We start from the raw sequence: 20,678 nt of genomic DNA on the forward strand, positions 1-20,678 counted from the left end.
ATGATCATGGAGCATCGACACCCTCGCATATAAGAATCCAGCTTAAGATGGACAGATGCGAAACCACACTGCTAGATGGTCGTCCATGCACTTAAGCAAACAGCCAGCCGGTTTGAAGCTAACTTCCATGTCAGGGGAACAGACTTTTAATTGAAGCAACCATTTCTGGTTCAACAGGAGATAATAGAACTATTACCTGATTGACACGGGGACAATTATATCATGGGCTTAACTAAGCCTATTGAACAAATATTTATTAAGTTATCAAGGTACATTTAATGTATCTAAAAATATTATACGAGGAGATAAAGAAATGACTTTTAAAGATATATTTAAATCAAGCTTTTTAGAGAATGTAAGCAGTATAAGTATCTTAGATATGGTTTTGGCACTTACACTGGCGTTTGCTATAGGAATGTTCATTTTTCTTGTTTATAAAAAGACCTATCAGGGAGTTATGTATTCCTCAAGCTTTGGGGTGACACTGGTAGCGCTTTGCATGATCACAACGCTGGTTATTCTGGCAGTTACAAGTAACGTAGTTCTTTCACTTGGTATGGTCGGTGCTCTTTCTATTGTTCGTTTCAGAGCAGCGATAAAGGAGCCTTTGGACATTGCATTTTTATTCTGGTCAATAGCAGTTGGAATAGTTTTGGCAGCAGGGCTGATACCACTGGCAGTTTTTGGAAGTGTAATAATAGGAATCATTCTTCTTATTTTTGTGAATAAAAAAGCTTATCTTGCTCCATATATTGTAGTAGTTAGCTGCACTGGTCATGATGCAGAGGTTAAGGTCTCTGAATACTTAAAGTCCAGAGTGCAGAAATTCGTCGTAAAGAGTAAGAGTGCACAAAAAGGAAATCTTGAACTTAATATTGAGGTGAGATTAAAGGAAGATAACACCGATTTTGTAAATGAAGTAGCCGATATGGATGGTGTAAACAGTGCAGTTCTTGTAAGCTACAACGGAGAATACATGGGTTAAGCTGGCGGAAATACACTGGTACAAAACCAATTTTGAAAACATCGGACAGGTCTCAGGAATCCGCTAAGCGGAATTTGCTTGGGCTTAAGAGGAAAACATATGTCGAGTAATAAAAACATAAATAGGATATGCGTTATCATAACTGTCATCGCCGTTCTGGTTACTGTACTTTTCATGAATGGAAGAGCATTTGGAATCACAGCAGATGATTCTGTATCCTTTGGATATGAGAATAAAATCTTTGATGACAGTTATGTTCATACAATAGATATTGAAATAGATGATTTTGACAGTTTTTTAGAGAATGCTCTGTCTGAGGAATATACCAATGCTGATGTGACAATCGATGGTGAAACAATTAAAAATGTAGGTCTTCGCTGTAAAGGAAATACCTCACTTACGACGGTATCCCAGCTTGATAGCGACAGATATAGCTTTAAAATTGAATTCGACTGCTATGAGTCCACAGGAAACTATTATGGCTTGGATAAACTTTGCTTAAACAACCTGATTCAGGACTACACCATGATGAAAGATTACATAACGTATAAGCTTATGTATGAATTTGGTGTAAGTTCCCCACTTGTTAGCTATTGTTATATAACGGTAAACGGAGAGGAATGGGGATTATACCTTGCAGTTGAAGCTGTTGAGGATTCTTTCCTTGAGCGGAATTATGGAACAAGTTACGGAGAACTCTATAAGCCGGACACAATGTCAATGGGTGGCGGCCGTGGAAACGGTGGCGATTTTGACATGAAAAATGTGGATTTCGACAAGCTTGGAATGGAAAATCCGTTTAAAGAAAATTCTGAGGAGAAAGCAGGCGAAAACAATGATGATACCGAAAAGAATACCTCAGATAACAGCGAAAGGAATACATCAGGCGAAAACAATGATGGTACCGAAAAGAATACCTCAGATAACAGCGAAAGGAATACATCAGATGAAGTCAAAAAATCCAGCGGTGACTTTAGTGAGGGAATGCCAGGTGGTCCCGGAGAAATGCAAGGTGGACCAGGTGGAGAAAAACTCGGTGGACCAGGTGGAGGTCCCGGCGGCGGAATGGGAAGCGATGACTCCAAGATAAAATACATAGATGATGATACAGACAGTTACTCGGCAATTTTTGACAGCGCCAAGACGGATATCACAAAGTCCGATAAAAAGCGACTTGTCAATTCAATCAAATCATTAAGTGAAGGCATCGCCAATTCTGACACAGAAGCCATCGAAAGTGCAGTAGATACTGATGCTCTTATGCGATATATGGTGGTACACAATTTTGTAGTAAATGGTGACAGCTACACCGGCAGCATGATACATAATTTCTATCTTTATGAGGAAGATGGTCTTATGACCTTTATCCCATGGGATTATAATCTTGCCTTTGGAACTTTTAATGGAAATGATGCAACAAGTATAGTTAATGATCCAATCGATACTCCTTTGTCTATATCTGAAGATGATACTGACAGACCTATGTTTTCGTGGATTACATCTACTGATGAATATACTTCAAAATACCATGAATATTTTCAGTCATTTATTGAGCAGTTCTATACAAGTGGATATCTGAATGAGCTCATAAACAGTACCTATGAAATGATCTCAGGGTATGTGGACCGTGACCCAACAAAGTTCTGTACAACTGAAGAATTTGAAAAAGCTGTTCAGTCATTAAGTGGGTTTGTGCCGCTAAGATGTGAGAGTATTATTGGACAGCTTGATGGCACAATACCATCAACGGATTCAGGACAGGAGGCTGATTCATCAAGCCTTGTAGATGCTTCTTCCATAACAATTTCTGACATGGGCGCTATGGCAAACGACGGGAGAGGTGGTGATGATCATTTCCCTTCGCGAAGGGACAGTGAACATTAGAATTGGTAATCGCGTAAGCAGGCCGTTTATATTGTTCTGATTACGACAGCTTTATGGTGAAAAAAACCTGAAGCTGTCGTTTTTATTTTATAGGATGTTTCTTTTGTATACTGGAAGTTGGAATCACATTAAGTTAGTTCATATTGTAATAAGAACGCTTGTTTGGTACAATGAAGAGCAAAGAAAAGTTTGGTCTGAGTAAAAGTACTTAGTGAAGTTCAAATCATTAAGCTAATTCAATTTGCAGTGTAAAAGAGGTATTATGCAGGAGATTTTGGAAGGGTTAAATAAAGCGCAGCTGGAGGCGGTCACCACTACAGAAGGTTATGTGCGCGTCATAGCGGGAGCAGGAAGCGGTAAGACAAGAGCTTTATCTCACCGATTTGCTTATCTTGTTAATGGTCTGGGGATAATGCCGGGCCATATCCTGTGTGTAACTTTTACCAATAAATCAGCCAACGAGATGAGGCAGCGAATCCATAGACTTACAGGTGACAATGATACAGGATATATCAATACTTTCCACGGTTTTTGTGTATCCGTTCTTCAGGAGGATTCTCATGCGGTTTCTTATCCTAAGAACTTTCTGGTGCTGGATAATTCAGATATAGATGACATGCTCAAAATCATTTATGAGGAGAGAGGGCTGTCTCTTCGTGATATGACTTTTAGTAAGGCACGAGACATGTTTGAAATCAGGAAGATTTTTTCAGAACCCGAGTATTATCTTGATATGATTACGATGTCCCTTGATACTCTTAAGGAAAAATATGATAAGGCAACAGATGTACAGGACATATTGTTTTATGGATATCTATATCAGGAGAAAAAGTGCTTTGGGCTTGATTATAATGATCTGATCAAATTCAGTCTCTATATTTTCAGCCAGAATGAGGACATTAAGCTCAAGTGGCAAAAGAGGCTTGAATACATAATGATAGACGAGTTTCAGGATATTGACAGCCTTCAGTATGAGCTAATGGAAGTGCTTGCAGGTTATCACAAGAATCTTTTCATAGTGGGAGATCCTGATCAGACCATCTATACCTGGAGAGGTGCTAACGTCAAATACCTCCTGGACTTTGATAAGAATTTTCCTGATGTAAAGACCATAATGATGAATGACAACTATCGTTCTACACCTCAGATTTTGAGGGCTGTCAATTCATTGATAGATACAAATAAGCAGAGGATAAAAAAGGAACTCTCGGCGACACTCCCTGACGGAGAGAGTGTTTTGTGTCACCTTGCGCCAAATACTGCAGATGAAGCGGACTGGATAACAGGAGAGATACTTGCTTTAAAGGGATTGGGGATTCCTTACCGTGATATCACGATTCTTTACAGGGCGCATTATGTAACCAGGACTATTGAAGAGGGACTTTTAAAGGAAAAGATTCCATACACCATTTATTCGGGTGTGCAGTTCTTTGGAAGGATGGAGATAAAGGACGCGCTCTGTTACTTGCGAATGATTGTGTACCGTGATGACATTTCATTTAGAAGGATTGCAAATGTTCCTAAGAGAAATCTTGGAAAAAGGCGTATGAGCTTTCTGGAGCAGTATGCTGCTGACAATTCCTGCAGTTTGTATAAAGCACTAAATGACAATCTTGATCATGAGATAATGAAGGGAACCAAGGCTAAGAAATTCATTGATCTGATCGACAGATTTTCAGAAAGCTATGAGGGGCTTCCTGTTTCCGAGGTTCTATCAAAGATTCTGAACGAGAGCGGATACGAGGAGATGCTAAGGACCGAGGGTGCTCAGGAGCGGCTTGATAATCTTGCAGAATTGAAGCAGTCTGTATTTGAGTATGAGACCACCTGTGGAGAAGAGGTGGGACTTGAAGATTACCTTAGGCATATCGCACTTTTTACAAATGCGGATTCAGATGCAGGAAATAATGATAAGATAAGACTCATGACAGTTCATGCAGCGAAAGGACTGGAGTTTTCATATGTGTTTTTATGCGGCATGAATGAGGGAATATTCCCTTCAAGAAAAATTCATACCCTTGAGGGAATGGAAGAGGAGAGAAGGCTTGCTTTTGTTGCAATGACCAGAGCTAAAAAGCGACTTTTTATAACTGAAGCAGGTGGCATGAACTTTGAGGGAATACCGAGATATCCTTCGCGATTTATTTTGGATATAGATCAAAATCTTTTGGAATTTACGGAAAAACCGGATGAATCAATGATGAGTGCGGTAAGAAAATATATTGATAATGATTCAAGACATTTAAAGGGAGCTGAAAAGCTAAATCTTCTTGAGCCCGGACAGCGCATAAGGCATGCCATTCTGGGAGAGGGAACAATCCTTGAGATCAATGCGGCAGATAATTGTTATCTGGTACAGTTTGACGAGATGGAAACGCCAAGACAGATAGCATTTAAAATAAAATTGGAGAAGCTTTGAGCTTAGGCAAAATGAAGGCCATTACATATTGTTTTGAGCTTAGGCAAAATGAAGGTCATTACATATTGTCTTGAGCTTAGACAAAATGAAAATCATTACATATTGTTTTGAGCAATTTTTAAGGAAAGTAATACAGTGAAATTATATATACTTCGTCATGGAACAACTGAATGGAATAACAGGCATTTAATACAGGGGCAGACAGATATTCCTCTGGATGATTTTGGAAGGCTTATGGCTAAAGCGACCGGAGAAGGACTTAGGAAAAAGGGAATTACTTTTGACAAGGTCTATTCCAGTCCGCTTAAGCGCTCTGTGGAGACTGCAACGATCGTGCTTGGGCAGCAGGGAGATATTACCGACGATGATTATAATAGGGACAGAATAATTTATAGTCAGAAAGAAAATATTACAGATGAAGATAGGCAAAGTATAGCTGAGGATAGCCCTCAAATTGAAATAATTACCGATGACCGCTTAAAAGAACTGAGCTTTGGCTTTATGGATGGCGGAAAAGTGGAGGATATGACTGCAGATGAGAACCTGCCATTTAGATTTTTTAAATCAGCTCCGGATAAATATGAGGAAGCTATACGGAACTGGAGAAGGGATAATCCGTCATACATAATTTCAAATAATTATGCTGAATCTCCTGAGCTTTTAAGCGAACTTTGCAGCAGAGCTAAGGACTTTCTTACTACCGTAATTGAGCCTATGGCACTTAAAAGTATTAGTGAGAAGGATGAAGTTCTGAACCAGGATTCAGGTCAAGAAATTAACCAGGATTTGGATCAGGATATGAATCAGGCTTTAAACCAGGATGCTTCAGTTCTCATCAGTGTACATGGGGCATTGAGTAAGGCACTGCTGATGCACATTCGTGGAGAAAGGAACCTCGCGGAGTTTTGGGGAGAAGGCCTTTTACCAAATTGCGGAATCGCGATAGTAACTTTGCAAATTAAAAACGGCAAACCGGATTATCATATAGATAATCCCGCTGCCGTTTTCTATGATGAAAGCATTAAAGCAAAAGCGCCGAAGCTTTTATGAGTATCTAGAAGAACACAGCTCTTTAAAGCAGAGATTTTAACGAGTTTGGTTTACTTATATCCCATCTTCGCAAGTGCGTAATCAGCCTGTTCGTCACTAAAGCGCAACACTTTATTGGTGAGGGCTGATTTTAATTCATCCTTTGTATAACCATCATAAATATCAAGATAGAGCTGAGCTGCTTCTGCGCATTCATGATTCCAGTCAACCAGATCGTGTGCCTCAAGATATTCAATTGCTACCTGTGCTTCATCCTGTGTATATTCAGGATCAGCGGTTGCTGCAAGCTGGCACATAAGCTCATACTTAGAATAGAAGGTTGTTCCTAAAAAGAATTTTGCATCATCTATTGCCTGCCACTCATGGTCAGTTAACTGGTCATCAGAAATGTAGTGAGCATCACTGTCAAATTCTGGTCCCAAATGTTCTACTTCTTCTCTGCCAGTATCTTTTGCTGTATCAGTATTGTCACTTGATTCATCAGTCTTGATTTCTGAAATTATTGCTGTTTCATTCGCTCTTTTTACTCTTACATTATGAAGAATTCTTGCAAACATAAATGCGCTTGTTCCGATGATAAATGCAAGTGCTACGAGAATAAAAGTGAGTGCATTTGACGCGATACTTTTTGCCTCCATGCTCTTGTCAACAGCCGATGCATTTGGAATGTTGGTACCACAAACTTCACATTTAATAATCTGTTGATTTTTATCTGCGTAGACTGCCGCATGACATTTTGGACATTTTCCCCATAATATTTTTCCCATATTTTCTCCTCCATCAATGGTAGAATCCTTTTTTCTATCCGGGACAATTATAACATTGAAGGAAGAAGATAATATATACAAACATTTTCGGGATAAATACCTTTAATTGTAGATTTTGTCAGATTATTTGAATCGTGTTGCTCACGAAAATTCTTTTTCACTTTACAAATGTATTGCGTTAAAGTGTAAAATTTGATATATTATGAAAAAGAACAAAGATGTTCCATGAAAGTGGAGCATCTTTATTCATACCCAAAGGAAATTACGTCAAATTTTCTACGACATTCAGTGCTTTATTTAGGAGGAGATATGCAAAACTTTTTATCAATTGTGGAAAACGTCAATAACGCTGTGAACGGTTTCGTGTGGGGATTACCCATGCTGATACTGCTGGTTGGATGCGGTATTCTGATGACTTGTCTGACAAGATTTTTTCAGATATCACATTTCAAACACTGGATTAAAAGCACCGTGGGCGGAATCTTCAAGGATGATCATGTAACTGCTCACACAGGCAAAGAGGATACCCAGATTTCACAGTTCCAGAGTCTCTGTACGGCACTCGCAGCTACTATAGGAACAGGAAATATTGCCGGTGTTGCAGCAGCCATTGCAGCAGGTGGTCCCGGAGCTATTTTCTGGATGTGGGTGGTTGCATTCTTTGGTATGATGACTAACTTTTCAGAGAATGTCCTTGGTATCTACTACAGAAGAAGAAACGAGAAAAATGAGTGGTGCGGCGGTGCTATGTACTATCTTAAGGATGGACTTGGTGCTAAAAAAGGATGCCGTCAGGTAGGCAGTGTTCTGGCAGTTCTTTTCAGCGTATTTTGCGTATTTGCTTCATTTGGTATAGGAAATATGGGACAGATTAATTCCATAGCAGTTAACATGAATTCTGTTTTTGGAATCCCCAGCCTCGTTACCGGTGTGATACTTATGATGCTTGCAGGTCTTGTAATTGTCGGAGGATTAAAGAGAATTGCAGCTGTAACTGAGAAGCTTGTTCCTTTCATGGCAGTAATATATGTACTTGGAGCGCTTATTGTTTGTGTGACAAATATCGGACAGTTCGGTGCAGTTTTCGTTTCAATATTCAAAGGAGCTTTCGGAGCTCGTGCAGTTGGCGGCGGTATTGTCGGAAGCGGCGTTGCCATGGCAGTTCAGTGGGGTATGAAAAGAGGTGTATTCTCCAACGAAGCCGGACTTGGTTCCTCAGTTATGGTTCACTCAAGTTCTAATGTAAGAGAGCCCGTAATCCAGGGTATGTGGGGAATCTTCGAGGTTTTCGCAGATACAATGATTGTTTGTACTATTACAGCGTTCACAATTTTATCAAGCGGTCTTGTTGATCTTAATACAGGAAAAGTTGTATCAGACCAGGTTTCAACAGCACTTGTGGCTGAGGCTTTTTCATCAGTATTTGGCAGATTCGGAGCAGGCTTTATTGCTGTTGCTATTTTGTGTTTTGCATTCTCAACCGTACTTGGATGGAGCCAGTATGGAAGTAAGGGCTTTGAATATCTCTTTGGCACAAAGAGCGTAAAGTTCTACCAGATCATATTTGTTGCTTTCGTTGTAGTTGGTGCCACCATGGATCTGACTCTTGCATGGGATCTTTCAGATACTTTCAACGGAATGATGGCAATCCCGAACCTTATCGGTGTCATCACATTGAGCGGAACAGTTATGAAAATTACACACAACTATGTTGAGAGAAAACTACTTGGAAAAGATATAAAGCCTATGCTTTCCGCTCATGATGAAATTCAGGAGATTCATGAAAGGGAAGTTCAGGAAAAGATATCTTAAGCTTAAATTCTTAGCTGCATCGACGACTGATGATAACGAAGCAGGTCACCATATATTAAATAATAATAGTGACATTTAGTGTCCAAAGTAATATAAGCAATCGCATCAGTTTTGGTATTTTATAGAAAATATAGTTGTAAGCAAACTGACAATGATAAATATGATGGCATAGCCAAAACAAAGAAAGGAAAGGTGATCATATTATGTGACTACCTTTCCTTTTTTGATGCATTTTCTAAGTCTTATCTATGTGATTTACAAAGGACGGCAAATTTGTTCCTGTGATGAATATGAATAATCTTATGCTGATATTGTAAGCAGGAAATTTACATTATTTCGATTGACCAAATATTATGTTTGCGATATTATAGTACAAGAACACTTTTACAGTTTAAAGCGTCAAAATGTTTTTGCAATTTCTAGAACGAGGAGGATAAGTATGAAAAAGAAAATTCTTGCCGCAATTCTTAGCGGCGCAATGATTTTCAGCATGACAGGCTGCGCACGTACAGCAGGTGGAAACACAAGTACAACACAAGCTGGCACAGAGGAAAAAGCTGCCGAAGATACAGCTGCAGAGGCATCTTCAGAAGCCGAGAGCGCAGAAGAGGCTGATAGTGCAGAAGCTGAGAGCACAGAGGAAGCTGCTGAGGTTACAGAAGAAGCAACTGAGGAAGCTGTAGAGGAGACCGCTGATAAGCCGGAAGAGGGAAAGACTTTCCACGTAGGTGTTATCCAGCTTGTTGAGCATCCCGCACTTGATGCTGCTACCAAGGGCTTTGAGGAAGGACTTGAGGAAGCACTTGCAGCTGATGGATATTCTGTAGAGTTCGATTATCAGAACGCTCAGGGTGAGCAGACCAACTGTGCAACTATCGCAACAAAATTCGTTAATGATAAGGATGATCTTATCATGGCCAATGCTACACCTGCACTTCAGGCTGTAGCAGCAGCTACAGGCGATATCCCGGTTGTTGGAACATCAATCACTGATTACAAGTCAGCAGGCGTTATCAAGGATAACAATGAACCCGGAACAAACGTAACAGGTGCTTCTGACCTTGCTCCCGTAGATGAGCAGATTGCACTTCTTCAGAAACTCGTACCTGATGCAAAGCAGGTTGGAATTCTTTATTGCTCATCTGAGGCAAATTCAAAGTTCCAGGTTGATCTTGCTAAGGAAGCTCTTGATGCAGCAGGCATTTCCTACAAGGAATATACAGTAGCCGATTCAAATGAGATTCAGTCTGTTGTAACTAATGCAATTGCAAACAGTGATTGCCTCTACATCCCTACAGATAACACTATCGCTGATAACATGTCTATCATTAAGAATGCAGCTTGGCCTGAGAAGCTTCCCATCATCTGCGGTGAGGAGAATATGTGTAAGAATGGTGGCCTTGCTACACTTTCAATCAGTTATTATGATCTTGGTGTGACAGCAGGTAAGCAGGCGTATGAAATTCTTGTAAATGGTAAGACCCCTGCAACAATGCCTATCGAGTTCGTATCTGAGGGTATTACATCTGAGTACAATCCTGAGACAGTAACTGCTATCGAGTTTGATGAGAGTCTTCTTGAAGGCCTTGTTGCTATCGAGATGGGTGAGTAAGATACTTTGCGAGGACTTAGTTCAACTGTACTAGTTTCATCCTTGTATAAAAGCAGATCTGGCTAAGCCAATTTCTGCAGATATCTAAAAAATATAAGAATTAAAGTGCGAAGGTGCCCGGATTTTATGAGCACCTTCGTTCTTGTAGAGAAGGAGTTTTTTATGGTTTCATTATTGCATGCACTGCCGGGTTCAGTTGCCCAGGGACTAATTTGGGGAATCCTGGCAATCAGTGTTTTCTTAACATTTAAAGTGCTTGATTATGCGGACATGACTGTTGACGGTTCATTTTGTACAGGTGGTGCTACCTGTGTCATGCTGATGCTTTCAGGTCAGAGTGTATATGTTGCACTAATTTGTTCCTTTATCGCAGGAATGTGTGCCGGATATATCACCGGTCTTCTTCACACAATGCTGAAGATTCCGCCGATACTTTCCGGAATTCTTACACAGCTTGGATTGTATTCCATTAACCTTGCTATTATGGGAAAATCGAATCAGGCCATCAGTGTAGATCAGTATGCGCTTATTGTAAGCCTTAGATTTATCAACTATTCAATACTCATGAGTGTAATCATTATTGCAATAATAATATTCCTTCTGTACATGTTCTTCGGAAGTGAAATAGGTTCAGCGATTCGTGCCACAGGTTGTAATCAGAACATGGCAAGAGCTCAGGGCATAAACACCGGAAGATGCATCAGAATTGGTCTTGTGGTAAGTAACGGCCTGACAGCTTTCGCAGGCGGCCTTTATGCACAGTATCAGGGAAATGCTGATGTAAACGCCGGCCGTGGTGCAATTGTAATAGGACTTGCAGCTGTAATCATCGGTGAAGTTATTTTTGGTTCAAGACACAATTTTGCTGTAAGAATGGGCGTTTCAGTTGTTGGTGCGATCATTTATTACATCGTTATCGCAATAGTACTTCAGCTTGGACTTCCTTCAACATATCTCAAACTCTTGAGTGCAGTGCTCGTTGCTATCTTCCTTGGAATACCTGCAATTCAGGGATACCTTGGAATAAAAGTAAAGCAGAGATAATTTGTTTGTAACAGAAATTGCACAGAAAAAGAGGATGATAAATTATGTTAGAAATTAAAAACCTTGTAAAAATATTCAATAAAGGTACGATCAATGAAAGAGTTGCACTAAACGGTGTCAACCTCACATTAAATGACGGAGACTTCGTAACTGTTATCGGTGGAAACGGAGCAGGAAAGTCCACAATCCTTAACGCTGTTGCAGGTGTTTGGCCTGTGGATGCAGGAAGTATTGTTCTTAACGGACATGATATTACAAAGCTTCCTGAGTATAAGAGAGCAAAATACATAGGACGTGTTTTCCAGGATCCCATGATGGGAACTGCTGCTACAATGCAGATAGAAGAAAACCTTGCTTTGGCTGCAAGACGCGGACAGAGCAGAGGCTTAAAGAGCGGAATTAACAACTCTGAGAGAGCGCAGTATAAGGAACTCTTAAAATCTCTTGATCTTGGACTTGAAGACCGCCTCACAAGTAAGGTTGGACTTCTTTCAGGTGGTCAGAGACAGGCTGTAACACTTCTTATGGCTTCCCTTAAAAAGCCTGATTTGCTGCTTCTTGATGAGCACACCGCAGCACTTGATCCCAAGACTGCGAAGAAGGTTCTTGAGATATCCGAGAGCATCATTCAGGAGCACCACCTTACAGCTCTTATGGTTACACATAACATGAAGGATGCCATCGCCCACGGAAACAGACTGATCATGATGAGCGAAGGAAAAATCATCTATGACGTATCAGGCGAAGAAAAGAAAAAACTTAATGTTTCAGACCTTCTTCAGAAATTCGAAGAAGCCGGAAACGATGAAGTTAATGACTCCATGGTATTATCATAAATTTCAAAATTATAACAAAGGCTGTCACGATGTGGCAGCCTTAAACTTTATATTATTGAGTTTTAGAAAATCACTGCGCAGACGAAAACGCACATTAACGGATGGCTGTAATGTGTCTGGCCGTAATTATACGACACGTGACCTACTTCAGGGCTTCGAGCAGAGACGCTCTGATTTTTACGGCTCGCTCATAGTTGTACATGAGGGAGGGGCGGATTTCATTTCTGAGATCATCTGTTACATCGCATAGTGCATAGTAAAGCGGTGTAAGGGATAGATCAGCGCAGGAACCCTTCATTCTGTGGGATACCACAAAGGCATCCTTATATTTCTTTTCTGACATAAGATGAACAAAGTCATCCCAATCATTATTGGTTATGAAGACATCTATCAGACTAAGATAGAACTCCTCATCACCAAGCATTCTTTTAATAGCCGAAGCGGTATCTGCACCCCAGGTATTTAGAGCCTCTATTTTTTTATTCTGCATTCTTTTTCCTCTTAGTGAGAGCCGAGTTTGTTTTGCTTTTCCTTGCTATTACCTGGAAAATTATAAGATTGGCTCATCCAATTGCTTCTGGATAAGAGTAGCAAGATATGAGAAAAGCTTCGATTGATCGATAGGCTTTTCAAGCACTCTATCCATTCCGGCAGCTTCAGCTCTATGCTCTACGTCATTTGCTATGTCAGCTGTCAATGCGATTATCGGGATTGTTGCTGCATCCGGATTACGAAGCGCACGTATATCCTTTGATGCTTCAAGTCCGCTCTTTACAGGCATCATCAAATCCATGAGAATAGCCTGATAGTGGTAAGGTGGTCTGGTCTTGAACATATCAACAGCTTCCTGACCATCTCTTGCTACCTCTGCATGTATTCCTTTTGTCTTTAAAAGCTTTATTATAACCTCAGCGTTAATGGTGTTATCTTCTGCAAGAAGAACGGTTTTGCCAAACAGTAGCTGATCTTCATACTTTTCTGAGCGCTGAGTGTGAAGCGAAATCTGCTCATCTGTGGCGATGGGATAGGAGAGCACCACAACAAATTCAGTGCCTTTTCCCGGAGCACTTGTGCAACTGATGGTACCACCCATAAGCTCAATAAGACTCTTACAGATGAAAAGACCAAGGCCTGAACCCTCTCTGTAAATATCATCAGCTTCTCGGTACTGCTCAAATGGAAGGAACATCTTCTTTTGGAAAGCTTCGCTTATACCTATTCCGGTATCTCTGATTATATAGGTATGGATTGCTTCTTCATCCGTGTATGTGATGTTGGTTGTAAAGAAAATATCTCCGCCACTGGGGGTGAACTTGATGCTGTTGGAAAGAAGGTTTAACAGCGATCTTTCCACATGCTTGGTGTCCATAAGCACATAACGATCCTTGGAACCCGATACCTTACAGTTGAAATGAAGTCCTGCACCTCTTGCCTGCTCACGCGCAATAGTTGAAATTGATGTCAGGATAGCTTCTTCCTTAATGGCTGTACTGATAGATACTATCTTACCTGCGTTAATGCGGCTTGTTTCCAGTATCTCCTCTATAAGAGAAAGAAGGTATTTGCTGGAAGTGAGTATCTTATCAAGATTATCCTTTATGGTGTCAGACACATCATTCTCCTGAAGAGAAAGTTGGGTGAGGCCAAATATAGCTGTTAAAGGAGTTCTCATATCGTGAGACATCTGTGACAGGAAGGATTCCTTCTCGCGGCTGGATTTTACTGCGGCACGGAGTGCTTTTCCCATCTCATCAATCTGTTCCTGATCGTCAATCTGCTTTGTCGTATCAACAAAGGTAAGGACAAGACCTTTAAGCTCACGCTTCTTTTTACGGCTGCCATCCTCGGGATCATCGATGACACCTATTTCATGGTAGGGTGCAATTCTTATGAGATAAGTTTTTCCTGCAACAGAAGCACATCTTTTCTCCACAGGGTTCATCGTATTAAGTACGGTGCGGCATAGTGCGATAAGGTCAATTGTTGCAAAATTATAACTGATATATCTAAGAGACCTTCCTACGTCCTGATCTGCCACGCTGAATTCTGAGGAAATGTACTCTGTATACTTCCTGATGTTGAGGTCATTATCCACCATGAGGATGCCCACAAGGGTGGAAGAGAGGAAGTTCGCCATATCATTGTTGGCAACAGCCAGCTCTGTAACCTTCGACTGGTATTCCGAATTAACGGTGTATAACTCTTCATTAACGGACTGAAGTTCCTCATTACTGGACTGAAGCTCTTCGTTTGCAGTAAGGAGCTCTTCGTTAGCAGCCTGGAGTTCAGCGTTTGTTGACTCAAGTTCAGTAACAGTCTGACGCAGGGAGTTCTTGGTCATCTTGAGCTCGTGCTCAAGGTCGGATATACGCTGAGTGGCAGCAATATCGACCTGATACTCCTGCATATCGATGCTCATATTCTGCCTTCCCCTTAAGAAAGAGATGGCAGTAAAGTCAGTTTCCTGACCGTGATTATCATTGATAGGCTGAGCCACTATTGAAACAAATTCGCCTTTCCCTTCTATTTCAATAGGAATATCTGTGTAAGCCTTCTGACCTTTTTCAAGTCGTGCTTCCTTCAGAGCTGTTGACAGAGCAATCTTAAGGTCATTTCTGATAAGCTGGAAAATATCAAGAGTGACCTGGCCAACAGGCAGGGATATGAGCTTCGAGCAGTCGCCGTAGCTTCTTACCAATTCATTTTTATCATTGATCAAAACTGTGGCGGGCATGAGCTTTTCAAGGACTGAGGTGTCGATTTCATGAGCTTTATAATAAACCGGCTCATCGTCATCATAGCCTGAAACAGCGATAGGATCGATCGGTGTCTCTATGTTACTCATGGAGTAGGCAAGCTGCTCGTGGGATGGTGCATTGCCTTCAGCATAGTGAATGAAAATCTTTTCATCAGCACACACAACTCTGAAAACATCGGAGTAATCAATTACTGACTCCGAGCGTCCAAGGAACAGATAACCTCTGTCAGATAATGCCATGTGGAAAATAGCAAAGAGATTCCTCTGCAGTACAGTCTGGAAGTAGATAAGCACATTTCTGCAGCAGATAAGATCCAGTTTTCCAAAGGGCGGATCCTGGAATACATTGTGCTGTGCAAAAATAATCATCTTCCTTATATCATGGTGGATGACATACTTATTGCCCTTTCTTGTGAAATACTTGGAAAGGCGTGCAACAGAAACATCTTCTATTATATTATTGCCATAAACACCACGTACGGCAGTTCCGATGGAGTCAGGGTCAAGATCAGTGGCAAATATTTTTATATCGCGGCGGATTGAGAGCTCTTCCATGGCTTCTGCAAACAAAATTGCGATGGAATAAGCTTCTTCACCGGTAGAACAACCTGCAACCCAGACACGAAGCTCATCATCTAAATGAGAATCGGTGATAAGCTTTTTGATGACGGTTTCCTTTAGTACTTCGAAATAATCGGAATCTCTGAAAAAAGCGGTAACACCAATAAGAACTTCCTTTGCAAGAAGCTTTGCTTCTTCAGGATTATTGGTCATGTAATTTACATATTCCTGAAGGTTCCTGTTGTGGGTAACAACCAGACGCCTCTCTATTCGCCTTAAGATAGTGGTCTGCTTGTAATAAGCATAGTTAATATTGGTGACGTTCTTAAGTATTGCGAAAATCTTGGAAAGAAGATCATCATCGGTTGTTCCGATCTGAGCCTCTGCATCGATCATGGATTTAGATATATGAGCAAGCTCTCTTGCTATGGAATCCGGTTTTAACATCAGGTCCACGAAACCTGTGGTAATGGCATTTCGCGGCATTCCATCGAATTTAGCGGATTCCGGAGACTGAACTATGATCATACCATTTTGTTCTTTTATGGCTCTTATGCCATTGGTGCCATCGGAGCCTGTTCCTGACAGGATGACGGCAACTGCACGATTTTCATAAGCATAGGCAAGAGAACGGAAGAAGATATCAATAGGATGATTTATCTCCTGGGAGTTCTGCTCTTTAAGCTTCAATATGCCATTTTGAATTTCAATATTATATTTGGGAGGAATCATATATATATGATTTCGCTCTACAGACATGCCATCCTCAATTTCGGTTATGGGCATGGAATTATATTTACCAAGAATATCTACAAGCATACTCTTGTGATTGGGAGCAAGGTGCTGGATTATTACAAATGCCATACCTGTATTGGAAGGCAGGAAAGTAAGAAACTGCTGAAGGGCTTCAAGACCGCCGGCGGATGCTCCTATCCCAACAACACAATGTGGCTGAATATTCACTGACATGTCTTGATGTGTGTACATAATAGATCCCCTTTTTCACAATTAAATATATAGTAAACTTAACGATGTTATGGTATTATTATCTCACATTTATTATTTTTTTCTAGAGGGGAAAATCGGTATGACAGATAATAAAAATATCCGTGACAAGCTTATTGAAACCAGGCATAAGCTTTATTTTAGTGACTCATTTCTTGAGCAGATGAGCAGAACTGTAAGAGGACCATTATATTCTATCATCGAGTTTTCTAAACTTGCCAGGGACACTAAGGACAGCGGGGTATCCATTGAACATTATCTTGATCAGATAAGCCGTGCCGGACGTGAAATGAATGAGTCCCTGGATGATGTAATGGCTATGCGTCAGATTGTTATGAAAAACGTAAGCCTCCATGCTGAGAGTATCAAGATTTCTGATCTGGTTAAAGCATTACTGAATGATATGTCATTTTTCCTAAAACACAAAGGAGTGGAAATTGATGTAAAAGATGATGAGTTAAAAGATTATGTTATAGTTGCGGATTATTCTATCCTGTTCCAGGTTCTTAGAAAAATGATAAGAATAGTTTCCGAGACATTATCCAGTAAGAGCAGAATTGAATTCGATATATATAGAAATGAAGAAGTGAACAGAATACTTGAAATAGGATTCAAGGTACATGGGACTGATGTGTCTTTATCCAGCAGTCAGATAGATGCTCTAAAGCTTGAGTATGAAGGGCTTGAGTATGATATGTATTCGACCATTGATACAATGGATCCCATGATTTTCATTTTCAGGTGCTATGTTCATGAGCTGGGAACGGATAATGTCACAGTGAAGAAAGAGGATGACGGCGGATTAAGCATAGATGTGAAGATTAAATTCCCATATATAACAGGTGAGCAGCTTGCGATTCTGAATTCCCGTTCTTATGATTTTTCAAAGAAGAGGATACTTGTGGCAGATGATGATGAGATTAATCTTGAAATCATTGATAAGCTGTTAAGAGCAAAGGGTGCCGAGGTCATTACTGTAAGAGATGGAAGGGAGGCGCTTTTGACCTACAGGACTGAACATGGAAAATTTGATCTCATTTTACTTGATATTGTCATGCCGGATATAGATGGTCTTGCAGTTGCCCGCCAAATAAGAGATACTACTACTATCCCTACTTCTAAGAATATTCCGATCATAGCAATGACGGTAAATGCTTTTCATGAAAATTATGAGCAAAGCCTCAAGGCAGGCATGAACTCACATCTTGTAAAGCCGATAGATTCAGGGAGATTATATAATACATTGGCGGAGTACATTTAAACACAATGAGCTTTACATTTGAATTGAAAAATGGAGCTGACCACAGCTTTTTTGAAATAAAAGGAGATAAAGAAACACCTGCAGGCATAAGGGAGAGAGTTTTGGAAATCCCACAAAGTGCCACTGATGAAAACGGAAAAGAGTACCCGGTAGAAGTAATCGGGAATCATGCATTTTCTTCAAGAAAAGATATAGAGGAGATTCATATTCCTGATTCCATACATACCATACTGGGCTTTGCTTTTCACAATTGCAGTAATTTAAGGAAAATTAAAATGTCAGACAGCGTCACTGAATACCTGGATGGAAGTACAAGGCAGTGCGAAAATCTGACCGGGATTGAAATAGACATAAACCGTGGAAATTACCAGATTATAAGGCGAATTCTGGAGGATAACGACAGGAGACTGGCCTTTAGAATGCATCTTTCGGGAGAGGATGCATTTCTGGTTTTCCCCGGTTTTAATTATGACTTCGTTGAAAACACAATGGCGAGGACAATTCAGTTTGCTATTGAAGGGACTGGCTATGCTTATCGCGAATGTGTTAAAGCCGGTGAGATAAATTTCAGAGAGTATGATAATATGTTCTCCAAAGCGTCAGCTGATGACAGCGTTACAGCGGAGATGATTGCTATCGGAAGACTATCGTTCCCGTATGAACTCTCTGATGATAGCAGGAATAATTATGAAAACTGGCTGTCTCAAAATGCTCTTAAGAATCTAAAGAGAGTGATCAACCTGAAAAATGGTATAGTTACAGAACCGGATTCCGGTCCGGAGGATCATTTTGATTTCTATATTAAAAGGAAGCTTATCGGGAAAGAGGTCGCAGATCAGCTGTCACATATAGCATCTGACCATGGGATGACTGCCCTTGTAGGAATGCTGATGAATTACGCAAAGAGCCTGACTATAGAAACTGCAGACGGCGCAGATGCTCTTAGTGACGATGGATTTTTGGAATTGGATTTTTAATATATGACAAAAAACGAACAACAGGAAAAACTTGGAAATAAAATATGGAATTCTGTGAAAACTGAACTGCTTTTATCCATGCGCTTTTTGGCGCCTGCCCTCTCGGTACTGGAGATCAGAAAGGATCTTAGCACCACCTCTGTCGGGACTGACGGCGAGAGCGTTCTTTACAATCCTAATTATGTTTTCAAAACCTATGTGGAGGATCCCTCTAAGTTAAACAGAACTTACCTGCATATGCTGCTGCATTGCATGTTCAGACATTTGTACAGGGCGGCTGAGTTTGGTGACAATGAGATGTGGGATCTTGCCTGCGATATAGCGGTTGAGCATATACTTGACTCCATGGATTATCAGTGCATCTATCGCGTGAGCTCTGACCTCAGGGAGAGATGGTATGATAAGCTTCAGGAAGAGCTGAAGGTGCTGACCGCAGAGAAGATATATCACTACTTTGAGAGCCATGTCAGCTGGGGGGAATATTCTTATACTAATAGTTCAAGTGAGAATGTTTCTTTTTTGGATAAGAGTGAATCATACAAAAGAAGTTCATCGGAAGCAGCAGGTAATAGTACCGGGAGTGATATTGTAGAGACAGCTGTAGAAGATAGTACCGGTGTAAGTAAATCGGGCAAATCCGGAGAAAAGAGTTTGATCACAGAGGATACCTGGAACCGCCTTGTGAGGGAATTTAAGTTTGACGATCACGGTTTCTGGGAGCGCCTTGAGGATAAGAAGGACGAGAACCAAAAGCAGGATAAGCCTGACATCGATATGCAGATGCAGATGAGGCTTAGAAGAGCCAATAAAAAGGAAATAGAGGATGCCTGGAAAAATACCGCCAAGAGAATAAAGAGTGACATTGCAAGTCTTGGTGATGAGAAGAGCAAGGAGAGCGGAAGCCTTAAGTTTTATCTGAAAGCTGAAACTGCGGACAAGGTTTATTACACTGAGTTTTTGAATCAGATAGCTGTTGTCAGGGAAGAAATCAGAATAGACCCCGATTCCTTTGACTACGGACTATATAATTATGGAATGGAAATCTATGGCAATATGCCGCTAATTGAGGAAAACGAGTACAGCGAGTCTCACAAGATAGATGAGCTTGTCATAGCAATTGACACCTCGGCTTCATGCTCTGAGGAGCTGGTTCAGAGTTTCTTAAATGAGACAGCGGGGATACTCAGGATGAGTGATAACTTTTTCAGGCAGATCCATGTTCACATCATTGAATGTGATAACAAGGTGCAGAAGGATATTGAAATAAATCACCCCGAAGAGATGGAAGAATACGCCCGTAATTTTGAAGTGGCAGGTGGTTATGGTACTGATTTCAGGCCTGTCTTTTCATATGTTGATGACCTTCGAAGAAAGGGACAGTTAAAGCATCTGAGGGGACTTATGTATTTCACGGACGGATTCGGTGATTATCCGGAGAATCCCACAGATTATGATACAGCCTTTGTTTTCCCTATGGATAAACAAAACGGTGCAGACAAGATGCCAAACTGGGCTATCCAGTTATACATAGATTATTGAATTTCCTCAGAAATTCAATAATCGTACTGGACCAGGCCCTCGCAAAGCGAGGGGCGTGTCCTGCGGAACGCAGGATTCTTGAACGCTTTTACCTTTTTGCGTTCAAGAAGTCATGACTTCTTAAAAGCGATAAGGAAAAGGCGTTCAATAATCTCAATATAAAGGAGC

General features: G+C 40.7%; 14 protein-coding genes. 11 read left to right on the forward strand and 3 right to left on the reverse strand.

Annotated elements, in window-relative coordinates; all coding sequences use genetic code 11:
- The first annotated feature begins 313 nt into the window (after positions 1 to 313).
- The 4 genes from T501_RS14405 to T501_RS14420 all read left to right on the forward strand — a co-directional run bounded on the left by T501_RS14405 (position 314) and on the right by T501_RS14420 (position 6,338).
- Complete coding sequence (locus T501_RS14405; protein ID WP_026512103.1) at positions 314 to 985, forward strand: DUF4956 domain-containing protein; 672 nt, start codon at positions 314 to 316, stop codon at positions 983 to 985.
- 99 nt (positions 986 to 1,084) lie between these two features.
- A complete protein-coding gene (locus T501_RS14410; RefSeq protein ID WP_050008330.1) occupies positions 1,085 to 2,869 on the forward strand; it encodes a CotH kinase family protein in 1,785 nt (594 codons plus the stop codon).
- A gap of 262 nt (positions 2,870 to 3,131) precedes the next feature.
- The gene (locus T501_RS14415; protein ID WP_044915575.1) at positions 3,132 to 5,288 is read left to right on the forward strand and encodes an ATP-dependent helicase; all 2,157 of its coding nucleotides are present in this window, start codon (positions 3,132 to 3,134) and stop codon (positions 5,286 to 5,288) included.
- Positions 5,289 to 5,423: 135 nt separating this feature from the next.
- Positions 5,424 to 6,338, forward strand: a complete 915-nt coding sequence (locus T501_RS14420) for a histidine phosphatase family protein (RefSeq protein ID WP_044915577.1) — start codon at positions 5,424 to 5,426, stop codon at positions 6,336 to 6,338.
- A gap of 50 nt (positions 6,339 to 6,388) precedes the next feature.
- Here T501_RS14420 and T501_RS14425 read toward each other — a convergent pair whose 3' ends face one another.
- Positions 6,389 to 7,105: a hypothetical protein gene (locus T501_RS14425; RefSeq protein ID WP_044915578.1), complete on the reverse strand. Its 717-nt coding sequence runs from the start codon at positions 7,103 to 7,105 to the stop codon at positions 6,389 to 6,391.
- Positions 7,106 to 7,414: 309 nt separating this feature from the next.
- Here T501_RS14425 and T501_RS14430 point away from each other — a divergent pair, with 309 nt between their 5' ends.
- From T501_RS14430 to T501_RS14445, 4 genes are all read left to right on the forward strand, one after another.
- Entirely contained in the window at positions 7,415 to 8,917 is a 1,503-nt protein-coding gene (locus T501_RS14430) for an alanine/glycine:cation symporter family protein (protein WP_044915579.1), read from the forward strand.
- 439 nt (positions 8,918 to 9,356) lie between these two features.
- Positions 9,357 to 10,529, forward strand: coding sequence for an ABC transporter substrate-binding protein (locus T501_RS14435; protein ID WP_044915580.1), 1,173 nt, complete (start codon positions 9,357 to 9,359; stop codon positions 10,527 to 10,529).
- A 162-nt stretch (positions 10,530 to 10,691) separates the two neighbouring features.
- Positions 10,692 to 11,573, forward strand: coding sequence for an ABC transporter permease (locus T501_RS14440; protein WP_026512098.1), 882 nt, complete (start codon positions 10,692 to 10,694; stop codon positions 11,571 to 11,573).
- A gap of 44 nt (positions 11,574 to 11,617) precedes the next feature.
- Positions 11,618 to 12,409 carry an ABC transporter ATP-binding protein gene (locus T501_RS14445; RefSeq protein ID WP_026512097.1) on the forward strand — a complete coding sequence of 264 codons (792 nt, stop codon included), beginning with the start codon at positions 11,618 to 11,620 and terminating at the stop codon, positions 12,407 to 12,409.
- Between the two features lie 142 nt (positions 12,410 to 12,551).
- Here T501_RS14445 and T501_RS14450 read toward each other — a convergent pair whose 3' ends face one another.
- Together T501_RS14450 and T501_RS14455 are read right to left on the reverse strand one after the other, a co-directional pair.
- On the reverse strand, positions 12,552 to 12,899 hold the full coding sequence (locus T501_RS14450; RefSeq protein ID WP_044915581.1) for a hypothetical protein: 348 nt from the start codon (positions 12,897 to 12,899) through the stop codon (positions 12,552 to 12,554).
- Positions 12,900 to 12,959: 60 nt separating this feature from the next.
- On the reverse strand, positions 12,960 to 16,715 hold the full coding sequence (locus T501_RS14455; protein ID WP_049945982.1) for a chemotaxis protein CheB: 3,756 nt from the start codon (positions 16,713 to 16,715) through the stop codon (positions 12,960 to 12,962).
- Positions 16,716 to 16,815: 100 nt separating this feature from the next.
- On the opposite strand from T501_RS14455, the gene T501_RS14460 reads away from it, so the two are divergent.
- From T501_RS14460 to T501_RS14470, 3 genes are read left to right on the forward strand one after another with little or no spacing between them, the layout of a single operon-like run.
- On the forward strand, positions 16,816 to 17,994 hold the full coding sequence (locus tag T501_RS14460) for a response regulator (protein WP_026512095.1): 1,179 nt from the start codon (positions 16,816 to 16,818) through the stop codon (positions 17,992 to 17,994).
- Positions 17,995 to 17,999: 5 nt separating this feature from the next.
- Positions 18,000 to 18,971: a leucine-rich repeat protein gene (locus tag T501_RS14465; protein WP_050008331.1), complete on the forward strand. Its 972-nt coding sequence runs from the start codon at positions 18,000 to 18,002 to the stop codon at positions 18,969 to 18,971.
- A 3-nt stretch (positions 18,972 to 18,974) separates the two neighbouring features.
- Positions 18,975 to 20,510 carry a vWA domain-containing protein gene (locus tag T501_RS14470; RefSeq protein WP_044915582.1) on the forward strand — a complete coding sequence of 512 codons (1,536 nt, stop codon included), beginning with the start codon at positions 18,975 to 18,977 and terminating at the stop codon, positions 20,508 to 20,510.
- Positions 20,511 to 20,678: the final 168 nt, after the last annotated feature.

Source organism: Butyrivibrio sp. WCE2006 (genome assembly GCF_000701985.1).
Taxonomy (GTDB): domain Bacteria; phylum Bacillota; class Clostridia; order Lachnospirales; family Lachnospiraceae; genus Butyrivibrio.

Excerpts from the sequence above, each read along its gene's own strand:
- T501_RS14405 (WP_026512103.1), top strand. The coding sequence starts at position 314 with ATGACTTTTAAAGATATATTTAAATCAAGCTTTTTAGAGAATGTAAGC.
- T501_RS14410 (WP_050008330.1), top strand. The coding sequence starts at position 1,085 with ATGTCGAGTAATAAAAACATAAATAGGATATGCGTTATCATAACTGTC.
- T501_RS14415 (WP_044915575.1), top strand. The coding sequence starts at position 3,132 with ATGCAGGAGATTTTGGAAGGGTTAAATAAAGCGCAGCTGGAGGCGGTC.
- T501_RS14425 (WP_044915578.1), bottom strand. The coding sequence starts at position 7,105 with ATGGGAAAAATATTATGGGGAAAATGTCCAAAATGTCATGCGGCAGTC.
- T501_RS14430 (WP_044915579.1), top strand. The coding sequence starts at position 7,415 with ATGCAAAACTTTTTATCAATTGTGGAAAACGTCAATAACGCTGTGAAC.
- T501_RS14435 (WP_044915580.1), top strand. The coding sequence starts at position 9,357 with ATGAAAAAGAAAATTCTTGCCGCAATTCTTAGCGGCGCAATGATTTTC.
- T501_RS14440 (WP_026512098.1), top strand. The coding sequence starts at position 10,692 with ATGGTTTCATTATTGCATGCACTGCCGGGTTCAGTTGCCCAGGGACTA.
- T501_RS14445 (WP_026512097.1), top strand. The coding sequence starts at position 11,618 with ATGTTAGAAATTAAAAACCTTGTAAAAATATTCAATAAAGGTACGATC.
- T501_RS14450 (WP_044915581.1), bottom strand. The coding sequence starts at position 12,899 with ATGCAGAATAAAAAAATAGAGGCTCTAAATACCTGGGGTGCAGATACC.
- T501_RS14455 (WP_049945982.1), bottom strand. The coding sequence starts at position 16,715 with ATGTACACACATCAAGACATGTCAGTGAATATTCAGCCACATTGTGTT.
- T501_RS14460 (WP_026512095.1), top strand. The coding sequence starts at position 16,816 with ATGACAGATAATAAAAATATCCGTGACAAGCTTATTGAAACCAGGCAT.
- T501_RS14465 (WP_050008331.1), top strand. The coding sequence starts at position 18,000 with ATGAGCTTTACATTTGAATTGAAAAATGGAGCTGACCACAGCTTTTTT.
- T501_RS14470 (WP_044915582.1), top strand. The coding sequence starts at position 18,975 with ATGACAAAAAACGAACAACAGGAAAAACTTGGAAATAAAATATGGAAT.